This is a genomic window from Paracoccus aeridis (assembly GCF_004923205.2).
GTDB lineage: Bacteria > Pseudomonadota > Alphaproteobacteria > Rhodobacterales > Rhodobacteraceae > Paracoccus > Paracoccus aeridis.
Window position 1 is genome coordinate 151,537 of the sequence record NZ_SELD02000037.1, and the last position, 7,418, is coordinate 158,954.

Annotated in this window: 7 protein-coding genes and 1 tRNA gene; 6 read left to right on the forward strand and 2 right to left on the reverse strand. The window is 71.4% G+C overall.

The features are described from left to right. Window positions 1-190 precede the first annotated feature (190 nt). A complete protein-coding gene (leuC, locus tag ELI80_RS12070; protein WP_136652165.1) occupies window positions 191-1,633 on the forward strand; it encodes a 3-isopropylmalate dehydratase large subunit in 1,443 nt (480 codons plus the stop codon). 45 nt (window positions 1,634-1,678) lie between these two features. Here leuC and ELI80_RS12075 read toward each other — a convergent pair whose 3' ends face one another. Beyond that, the gene (locus ELI80_RS12075) at window positions 1,679-2,248 is read right to left on the reverse strand and encodes a hypothetical protein (protein ID WP_236641471.1); all 570 of its coding nucleotides are present in this window, start codon (window positions 2,246-2,248) and stop codon (window positions 1,679-1,681) included. 104 nt (window positions 2,249-2,352) lie between these two features. Here ELI80_RS12075 and leuD point away from each other — a divergent pair, with 104 nt between their 5' ends. Both leuD and ELI80_RS12085 read left to right on the forward strand, forming a co-directional pair. Beyond that, a complete protein-coding gene (leuD, locus tag ELI80_RS12080; protein WP_136652167.1) occupies window positions 2,353-2,958 on the forward strand; it encodes a 3-isopropylmalate dehydratase small subunit in 606 nt (201 codons plus the stop codon). Then, entirely contained in the window at window positions 2,949-3,998 is a 1,050-nt protein-coding gene (locus tag ELI80_RS12085; protein ID WP_136652168.1) for an endonuclease/exonuclease/phosphatase family protein, read from the forward strand. Before leuD ends, ELI80_RS12085 begins: the two co-directional genes overlap by 10 nt. Before the next feature lie 390 nt (window positions 3,999-4,388). Here the strand turns inward: ELI80_RS12085 and ELI80_RS12090 are convergent, their stop codons facing one another. Next, window positions 4,389-4,802 (reverse strand): hypothetical protein, encoded by a 414-nt coding sequence (locus ELI80_RS12090; protein WP_136652169.1) that lies wholly within the window; start codon window positions 4,800-4,802, stop codon window positions 4,389-4,391. A gap of 135 nt (window positions 4,803-4,937) precedes the next feature. Here ELI80_RS12090 and leuB point away from each other — a divergent pair, with 135 nt between their 5' ends. From leuB to ELI80_RS12105, 3 genes are all read left to right on the forward strand, one after another. Further along, window positions 4,938-6,065 (forward strand): 3-isopropylmalate dehydrogenase, encoded by a 1,128-nt coding sequence (gene leuB / locus ELI80_RS12095; protein WP_136652170.1) that lies wholly within the window; start codon window positions 4,938-4,940, stop codon window positions 6,063-6,065. 4 nt (window positions 6,066-6,069) lie between these two features. Continuing rightward, entirely contained in the window at window positions 6,070-7,158 is a 1,089-nt protein-coding gene (locus ELI80_RS12100; RefSeq protein ID WP_136652171.1) for a DMT family transporter, read from the forward strand. Between the two features lie 48 nt (window positions 7,159-7,206). After that, window positions 7,207-7,283 (forward strand) — tRNA-Pro (locus tag ELI80_RS12105). Window positions 7,284-7,418 lie beyond the last annotated feature (135 nt).

Sequence of the window (7,418 nt, forward strand, 5' to 3'; positions counted from 1 at the left end):
GCGGCGGCGGCGCTACAAAGAACGCATGATGGGCTTCATCTACTTCGACATCCACGACCGGGTGCGGCTGCCGGGCCGCTTCTTCGGCGAATGCCTGAGGGTCACGGCCCGGGGCTGACGGCGCGGGTCCGATCGCCGCCGCCGATCCGCTCGGCGGCCCGTCCAACTGCCTGATACCGGAAGCCAAGCCATGACAGCCAATTCCGCAGCCGACACCACCGGCCCCCGCACGCTCTACGACAAGATCTTCGACGCCCATGTCGTCGACCGCCAGCCCGACGGCACCTGCCTGCTGTACATCGACCGCCACCTCGTCCACGAGGTGACGAGCCCGCAGGCGTTCGAGGGGCTTCGCATGGCCGGCCGCCGCGTCCATTCGCCCGAACGCACCATCGCCGTTCCCGACCACAACGTCCCCACCACCCCCGACCGCGTGAACGGGATCGAGAACCCGGAAGGCCGGGTGCAGGTGGCCGAGCTCGACAGGAACGCGCGCGAGTTCGGGGTCAACTACTACCCGATGGACGACGTGCGGCAGGGCATCGTCCACATCGTCGGCCCCGAACAGGGCTGGACCCTGCCCGGCATGACCGTCGTCTGCGGCGACAGCCACACCGCGACCCACGGCGCGTTCGGCGCGCTGGCGCACGGGATCGGCACGTCCGAGGTGGAACACGTCCTCGCCACCCAGACGCTGATCCAGAAGAAGTCGAAGAACATGAAGGTGGAGATCACGGGCCGGCTGCGCCCGGGCGTCACCGCCAAGGACATCACCCTTGCCGTGATCGGCCACACCGGCACCGCCGGCGGCACCGGCCACGTCATCGAATACTGCGGCGAGGCGATCCGCGGCCTGTCGATGGAAGGCCGCATGACCGTCTGCAACATGGCGATCGAGGGCGGCGCCCGGGCCGGGCTGATCGCGCCCGACGAGACCACCTTCGCCTATGTGAAGGGCCGCCCCCACGCGCCCGCGGGCGAGGCGTGGGAATCGGCGCTCGCGTGGTGGCGGACGCTTGCCTCGGACGAGGGCGCGCACTGGGACAAGGTCGTGACGATCCGGGCCGAGGACATCGCCCCGGTCGTGACCTGGGGCACCTCGCCCGAGGACGTGCTGCCGATCACCGGCCGCGTCCCCGCCCCCGAGGACTTCACCGGCGGCAAGGTCGAGGCCGCGCGCCGGTCGCTCGACTACATGGGCCTGACCCCCGGCACGCCGCTGACCGACATCGCGATCGACGCGGTGTTCATCGGATCGTGCACCAACGGCCGGATCGAGGACCTGCGCGCCGCGGCAGAGGTGCTGCGCGGCAAGCACCTCGCCCCGAACGTCCGCGGGATGGTCGTCCCGGGATCGGGCCTCGTCCGCGCCCAAGCCGAGGCGGAGGGGCTGCACCAGGTGTTCATGGACGCCGGGTTCGAATGGCGGCTTGCGGGCTGTTCGATGTGCCTGGGCATGAACCCCGACCAGCTCGCGCCGGGCGAACGCTGCGCCGCGACCTCGAACCGCAATTTCGAGGGGCGGATGGGGCGCGGCGGGCGCACGCACCTGATGTCGCCGATCATGGCGGCGGCGGCGGGGATCGCGGGACACCTGGTCGACGTGCGCGACGTGCAGGCCGTTTCGGCCTGACCGGCGATGGCTGCCATCACCGATCCGGCCGGGCACCCGGCGCGGTCAGCCGCGCCCGGTGACGCCTGCGGCGCGGCCGCGCCTGCGCGACAGGATCGCGGCCGCGTTCAGCGCGATCAGCACGAGCCCCGTGTTCTCGAACACGAAGTTCGCGCTGACGCCCAGCTGCCGCCGCCCGATCAGGACGTCGACGTGGTGAAAGCCGATCGCGCGGACCATGACGAAGCCCGCCAGCACCACAAGGCCGACCAGCGCCACCCCGCTTTCGCGCAGGTTGCCCCGAAGGCTGCGCCAGCCGATCCACAGCCCGCCCGCCGTCAGGCCCAGGAACGCCGCGATGAAGGCAAGCTGCACGATGCGGCGCTGTTCGTACCAGCCCTGCGCATGGGCAAGGCAGCGGGCGGTCGCGGTCAGCGCCGTCTGCAGGTCCAGCTGCTTGTTGACGGCGAGAAACAGCGTCCCCACCGCCAGCAGCCCCCAGAAGCGCCGCCCGCGTCCGCGCGGCTGGCCGCGCCAGACCGCGCAGGCCAGCGCGGTGCAGACCAGGTAGGCCAGCACCGTCAGCCATCCCGTGGCCTCCGGGTCCCCGATCTGCGGCGTCCAGTCCTGCGACACGCATGTCCACAACCCTGCTGGCAACATCGACCCGTCTCCACCTTCTCATCAAGCCTGTCCGCCCGCGCGGGCAGTACAGGAAACCTCTCACCCGAAAGGACGCCATGGACAAGTTCACAACGCTGACCGGAATCGCCGCGCCCATGCCGCTGGTCAACATCGACACCGACATGATCATCCCCAAGCAGTTCCTGAAGACGATCCACCGCTCGGGGCTGGGCAAGAACCTGTTCGACGAGATGCGCTACAACGCCGACGGGTCGGAAAACCCCGACTTCGTGCTGAACAAGCCCGCGTGGCGGGACGCGCAGATCATCGTCGCGGGCGACAACTTCGGCTGCGGATCGTCGCGCGAACATGCGCCCTGGGCGCTGAAGGACTACGGGATCCGGGCCGTGATCTCGACCAGCTTCGCGGACATCTTCTACAACAACTGCTTCCAGAACGGCATCCTGCCGGTGGTGCTGCCGCAGGACGCGGTGGACGCGCTGATGCGCGACGCGGGGAACGGCGCGAACGCGCGGATCACGGTGGATCTGGAACGCCAGGTCGTGACGGGCGCCGACGGGGCGGAGTATCCGTTCCAGATCGACGCCCACCGCCGCCACAACATGCTGGAGGGGCTGGACGACATCGGCCTCACGCTCGAGAAGTCGCCCGCGATCGGCGGCTACGAGGACCGGATCGCGCAGTCCCAGCCGTGGGTCTGATCCGGGCGGGGCTGCTGGCGCTCGCCCTGGCGGCGCCAGCGTCCGCCGAGACATTGCGCGTCGCGACCTTCTCGCCCGAACTCACCCGCAAGGGGCCGGGCCTGCTGCTGCGCGACATCCGGTCGGGCAAGGACGACCAGGTCGCGGCGGTCGTGCAGGTGATCGCCGCCGCCGACGCCGACGTGCTGCTGCTGACGGGTTTCGACTGGGACCACGACGGCGCGGCGCTGTCGGCCTTCGCCGAGGCGCTGGACGCGGCGGGCGCCCCCTACCCCCACCGGTTCGCGGGGCCGCCGAACAGCGGCGTTCCGACCGGTCTCGACCTTGACGGCGACGGGCGCGACGGGACGGCGGACGACGCGCAGGGCTTCGGCTTCTTCACCGGCGCGGGCGGTATGGCGGTGCTGTCGCGGCTGGCCCTGGGCAAGGTCACGGACCACTCCGCCGCGCTCTGGCGCGACCAGCCCGGCAACCTGATGCCGAAGGCCGCGCCCGAGGTGGCCGGCGTGCAGCGCCTGTCGTCGACCGCGCACTGGAACGTGCCCGTCGCCGCGGGCGCGACGACCCTGCACCTGCTGGCCTTTTCCGCCACGCCCCCGGTCTTCGACGACCCGCGGACCGACCGCAACGGCCGCCGCAACCACGACGAGATCGCCTTCTGGGCCCGGCACCTGCCCGATGCCCCGTTCGTGATCCTCGGCGACTTCAACCTCGATCCCGTGGACGGCGACGGCCGGCGCGAGGCGTGGGACGCGCTCAGCCCCCATGTGCAGGACCCGTCCCCGGCAAGCGAGGGCGGGCGCGCCGCGCCGCAGGACGGGGCGAACGCCGTGCAGAAGGGCGACCCCGCGCTGGACACCGCGCAGTTCGCCGCCGCCGACGGGCCGGGCAACCTGCGGGTGGACCACGTCCTTCCGGCGCGGGGCCTGACCGTGCGGGGCGCGGGCGTCCTGTGGCCCGCGCCCGGCGCAGCCCTGGCCGATACGGTGGCCGCCGCCTCGCGGCACCGGCTGGTGTGGGTGGACCTCGACCTGCCCTGACGGGCGGGCAGGGCGCGAGATCCCGCCGCGCCCTTGCGCGAACCGCTTCCGAATCGCCCCGGCCGCGCGAACCCCGTCCCGTCAGGCGGGGAGGAGAGCCGGAGAGCCGCATGGGCGCCGAGTCCCGCGTCCGCCGCGGGCCAGAACGGCCTTGGCGCGCATGCCGACGTGATCATGGACGTCCATTCACGGCCAGGACCGCATCGGCCTGAACGGGATGGACGCGAACCTGGCGGCGTCGGGCGATCAGGCCTTCGCGTGGTCCGGGCGCGCCCGGCCGCGCACGCGGCATGGGTCACCCTCGGCACGGGCGGGTGCATGCTGTCGGGCGACGTGAACGGCGACGGGCGCGCGAGTTTTCAGGTCTGGCTCGCGTAGGCCCGCCGGGGCCTACTGGGACTGCGCAATCGGCGTGGTGTCGCCGCCCATCCGGACCAGGCGGTCGATCAGCGGCCGCGCGGTCGGGCCGATCCGGTCGCAGGCGCCGGGGTCGTCGAGCAGCTTGAACGCCGGCCCGTAATAGGCGCGGTCATAGCTCGCCGCGTCCAGCCCCAGCCGCGCGGCCAGCCGGTCGCCGGTCCCGGTGACGAGCGTCCATTCCCCGTCCGAGATCGCGTAGCCCGGGCAGTTCGACGTGATCACGTTGACCTGCGCCAGCTGCGCGATCAGGGCCTTCGCCTCTGCCTCGGACAGGGCCGACACGTCGGGCAGCTGCACGGTCATGCCGCCGTCCGCCCGCCCCGCGCCGGCCATGCTGCCCGCCACCATCGCCGCGGCCAGCACGGCCGGAAATCTGGTCTTCATCGCTGGCCTCTCGTTTCTCGCCCTCGGGCCCGCATCCCGCCCCATCCGCGCCCCGCCTGGCAACCCAATTCGGCGTGACTTGACCCCGCCCGACCCCACGTCTACGCGAGGATCGACACGACGCGAGGGACAAGAATGAGCGACCGGTTTTCCCTTCTGATCCTGCCCGGCGACGGCATCGGCCCCGAGGTGATGGCCGAGGTCCGCAAGGTCATCGACTGGTTCGGCGACCGCCGCGGCCTTCACATCGACGTGGACGAGGACCTGGTGGGCGGCTGCGCCTATGACGCGCACGGCACCCCCCTGACCGACGCCACCATGGCCAAGGCGCAGGCCGCGGACGCGGTGCTGCTGGGCGCGGTGGGCGGGCCGGCCTACGACAACCTCGACTTCAGCGTGAAGCCGGAACGCGGGCTCCTGCGGCTGCGCAAGGAAATGGACCTTTACGCGAACCTGCGGCCCGCGCAGTGCTTCGACGCGCTCGCGGACTTCTCGTCGCTCAAGCGCGAGGTCGTCGCGGGGCTCGACATCCTGATCGTGCGCGAACTGACCTCGGGCGTCTATTTCGGCGAGCCGCGCGGGATCCACCCCGACGACAACAACCCCGACAACGAAGGCGGGCGCGTCGGCATCAACACCCAGCGCTACACCAGCGGAGAGATCCGCCGCGTCGCCCGCGCCGCCTTCGAGCTGGCGCGCAAGCGCAAGAACCGGGTCTGCTCGATGGAAAAGGCCAACGTGATGGAATCGGGCATCCTGTGGCGCGAGGAAGTCCAGTGGGTCCACGACAACGAATACCCCGATGTCGAGCTGTCCCACATGTACGCCGACAACGGCGCGATGCAGCTGGTCCGCCGCCCGTCGCAGTTCGACGTGATCGTGACCGACAACCTGTTCGGCGACATCCTGTCGGACGCGGCGGCGATGCTGACCGGCAGCCTGGGGATGCTGCCCTCGGCGTCGCTCGGCGCGCCGATGGAAAACGGGCGGCCGAAGGCGCTCTATGAGCCGGTCCACGGCTCGGCCCCCGACATCACGGGTCAGGGCAAGGCAAACCCGATCGCCTGCATCCTGTCGTTCGCGATGGCGCTGCGCTATTCCTTCGACCGGGGCGAGGACGCGAACCTGCTGGAGCGCGCGGTGGAACAGGTGCTGGCCGACGGCGTCCGCACCGCGGACCTGATGGGCGCGGAAGGCGGCACCCCCGTCAGCACGGCCGAGATGGGCGACCGCATCGTGCAGGCGCTCGGCGCGCTCGCCTGACGGCATGGCCCGCGGGGACCAGCGCGGGGCAGGAACCAGCGCGGCGGCGGGCCGGCGGGTGGCGTCGGCCTCGTGGGGTGCGTCGGCCCCGCGGGTGGCGTCGGCCCCGCGGGGTGCGTCCAACCTTCGGGGCGCCGCGCTCGGCCTGTTCTGCATGGCGCTTTACGCCGGGCACGACGCGATCCTGAAACTGCTGGGCGGGTCGTATTCCCCGTTCCAGATCCTGTTCTTCGCGGCGGTGCTGTCCTTCCCCGCCGCGACCATCCTGCTGCTGTCGCGCCGCGACGGCGGGTCGCTGCGTCCCGCGCATCCCGGCTGGGTCGCGCTCCGCAGCGCGGCGCTGTGCCTGAACGCCATCGCCTGCACCGCCGCCTTCGCCGTGCTGCCGCTGGCGCAGGTCTACGCCATGCTCTTCACCATGCCGCTGATGATCACCGTGCTGGCGATCCCGCTGCTGGGCGAAAGGGTGGGCCCGCACCGCTGGGCCGCGATCGCCCTGGGCCTTTTCGGCGTGCTGATCGTCCTGCGGCCCGGAGCCGGCGCGCTGTCCTGGAGCCACGCCGCGGCGCTGCTGGGCGCGGCGGGCGGGTCGCTCGCGGCGGTCATCGCCCGGCGCGTGGGCGGGGAGGAGAAGGCGATCGTCCTCGTCCTGTGGCCGATCGTCCTCAACGTCCTGGTGACGGGCGCCGCCCTGCCCTTCGTCTACCGCCCGATGTCCGGCGCGGACCTGGGCCTTGCCGGCGCGGTCGCGATGCTGGCGCTGGCGGCGGCGGCGGTCAACGTCATGTCCTACCGCACGGCCGAGGCCGCGGTCGTCGCGCCCATGCAGTACAGCCAGATCGCTTGGGCCGCGTTCTACGGCTGGATCCTGTTCGGCGAACTGCCCGACGCCATGACCATCCTCGGCCTTTCCGTGATCGCCGCCGCCGGCGTCTACATCCTGTGGCGCGAGGCGGGCGGCAACAGCCGCGTGAGCCCCGTCACCACCTCGGACGCGGCCGGCGACGCGCAGATCTCGCCCCGCACGTCCTTCGGCCCGCGCGTCTTTCCGCCCCGCCTGACTCGCCTGCGCATATTCCCCCGCCGGCGCTGACCCCCCTTGCAATCCCGCCCGGCCCGCGCTACCTGCCCCACCTACGGTCGGAGCGTAGCGCAGCCTGGTAGCGCACCTGCTTCGGGAGCAGGGGGTCGGAGGTTCGAATCCTCTCGCTCCGACCATTTCCCGCCTGATAAGAGGCAGATAGTTCTGCCTTTTTGATCACAGAAGTTGCCTCTTATAGCAAAACTTCTCTCCCTAAGGTGTTGAAGTGTTGATTTCCACCCGGAACTGACCCGGGTTTTCCATCGAGAAGT